This window comes from Burkholderia pseudomultivorans, from assembly GCF_902499075.1.
Lineage (GTDB): Bacteria > Pseudomonadota > Gammaproteobacteria > Burkholderiales > Burkholderiaceae > Burkholderia > Burkholderia pseudomultivorans.
Window position 1 is genome coordinate 1 of the sequence record NZ_CABVPP010000120.1, and the last position, 2,600, is coordinate 2,600.

Consider the following 2,600-nt stretch of genomic DNA (forward strand, 5'->3'; position numbering starts at 1 on the left):
CGCGCCGCCGCCTGCGGGCGGTCAGTGCGCGCCCGGCTGGCCGGTGCGCGCCGCGTGCCCGCCGGCCGGCCAGACCAGCACGAACGGGTTCGCGAGCACCGCGCGGACGATCGCGGCGACGAGCGCGCGCACCTTGGTCGGCCGCAGGCTGCGCGAGCGCACGGCCATCGTGAACGCGAGCGCGAAGCTCACCAGCACGTTGAGGATCGCCATGCTCAGCACGCCGGCGCAGGCCCACCAGAGTTCCGGCGTGCCGAGCGCGTCCTTGCCGAGCACGCCGAGCGCGACGCCGATCGAGCCGGCCGACAGCGTCACGTGCCGCACCTCGAACGGGAACAGGAACACGGTGACGATCGCCGGAATCAGCCCGAGCATCAGGCCGAGGCCGACGTTCGCGACCACCCCCGCGACGTTCGACCGGCAGAAGTGCGCGAGCTTCGCCGCGCCGGCCGCGCTGAGCGTGAGCCGCAGCCGGCGGTTGTAGGTCAGCGCGTCGCCGACCCGGTGCAGCACGAACCAGTTGTCGGCCCAGCCCGCGAGCAGGCTCGACGCCCACAGCAGCACGCCGGTGAGCGCCGCGTAGAACGGCGTCGGGCCGAGCAGCGAGAACGAGTGCAGCGTCGCGTGCGCCTTTTGCGGCGAGATCACGTTCGTGTGCAGCACGCTGCCCGCGAACAGCTGCACGAGCAGGCACACCGGCAGCACGACGAGCACGTTGCCGGAAATCGCCGCCGCCTGCGTGCGGATCAGCGCGATGACCGACGCGACGAACGCCTTCACGCCTTCGTCGTGGCCGGTGTCGTCGAGCTCGCGCGCGAGCGTCGGCGCGGTCATCGCGGGCTGCTTGGTCGCGAGAGTGAAGTGCAGGAAGTGCATCAGCATGAAGCTGGCCGCGTAGTTGACGCCTGCGAGCAGGCCTTCGAGCATCGACTGCAGGTGCGCGCCGGTAATCGCGAACTTCACGCACACCGTCGCGACCGTGACGAGGCCGCCGCCGGCGGCCATCCGCAGCATCTTCAGATACTCGGCGCGGCCGCGCGAGATGTAGTGCTCGCCGGTGTCCGCATTGGTCTCGACGAGCTTGCGCGCGAACAGCGAGAAGTTGCTGCGCACGAGGTGCGACACGCTCTGGCTGTTCTGGTTCGCGTCGATCAGCTCGGCCGTCAGGCGCGCCATCCCGCGCAGGTCGTCGCGCGCCATCCACGCGTTGAGCAGCGTCTCGGCGCGCAGGATGCGCATGCGCATCCGCTCGACCTGGAACACGATGTCGACCGACACGCCGTTGCGGTACAGATGCGCGAACACGTCGTCGACCGCGATCCGGCATTCGTCGAGCAGCACGCGCAGGTAGTTCACCTCGTGCAGCAGCTTGCTCGGGTCGCCGCCGTCCTCGACGGCCGCGTGCGCGGTCTCGACCGCGAGCATCGCGCGCGTGAGCCGGTAGAACGGCTGCGCCTCGAGCGGCTTGCGCGCATCGTCGTCGGACAAGCGGCTGCGCACCGTCTGCGACAGGCCGGTCGAGCTGATCTGGCAGGTCAGGTTGTGCAGCGCGGCCAGCAGGTCGCGCGAGAACGAGCCGGGCTCGTGGCGTTCTGCTTCGGTGACGTCGAACGAGATCAGGTCGACGAGGCGCGCGAGCAGGTCGTCGGGCAGCGCGTCGATCCATTGCGCGTCTTCCGGCGTCGGGAACATCAGCGTGAACAGCGCCGACAGCTCGCGGCGGTTCGGCGCAGGCGGGATCAGCGACGAATCGATCCGTTCGAACAGCGCGCCGAAGAAGCCGGAATGGACCGGCATGCCGGCGTCGCACAGCAGCGAGATGCCGTCGCACTCGCGCAGGACGCCGCGCAGGATCCGCGCGGCGTGCGACTTCCACGCGGGATTGCGGTCGAGCACGTGGAACAGGTAGCGCAGCCGCGCATGGGCCGGATACGCGCGCGCGTCGTCGTCGCGCTCGACGGCGTCCTGTGCGGCCTGCATCGTGCCGCTGCGCCGCAGCCAGTGCGCGAGCTCGATCAGCCATTCGCTGCGCTCGGCGTACGACGCGTCGGCGTCGGCATGCGCGAGCAGCGCGTCGAGCTGGTGGCTCGCACTGCGCGACGCGCGCCACTTCTTGATCAGGGTCGTCAGGGAACGAAACATAAAGCGGAAATAGCGAAAGCCCTGGACGGGCGGGTTCGGGATGCCGGCCGGGAACGCGGCGCGGCGCCGGGAAGAACCGGTGAGACGGGCGGGCTGCCCCGGCTGCGGACGGCCCGCGATGCGGGGCGCTGGCTGTCGCGGGCGCCTGCCCGCGGCACGGCGATCGGGCCGGACGCGGCCCGGCCTCGCCGGCGGACGCGCGCGACGGACGGCGCGATCACTGAAAGTGCGTAGGATCGTCAATCGCACGCGAAAACGCAAGCCGACCGCATTGCAGGACGGCGGTTCCGGCCGATTTTGACAAACAGTGCAAAGTCGGCCGTCCGGCCGCGGCTCGGGCGGGCGGTTGCGATCGGCGCTGCGGGCGGGATGGTGTGCGGGCGGGCCGCGGACGATGATCGCCGTCGGCGCGACCGGCCCGCTTATGCGCCCGGCTTGCCCGTCGCGCCGGCGTCCCC

General features: G+C 71.2%; 1 protein-coding gene. It reads right to left on the reverse strand.

The window, feature by feature from the left end; all coding sequences use genetic code 11:
- Positions 1-21: 21 nt before the first annotated feature.
- Positions 22-2,142 carry a site-specific recombinase gene (locus tag BST28156_RS34345; RefSeq protein WP_174904563.1) on the reverse strand — a complete coding sequence of 707 codons (2,121 nt, stop codon included), beginning with the start codon at positions 2,140-2,142 and terminating at the stop codon, positions 22-24.
- Positions 2,143-2,600 lie beyond the last annotated feature (458 nt).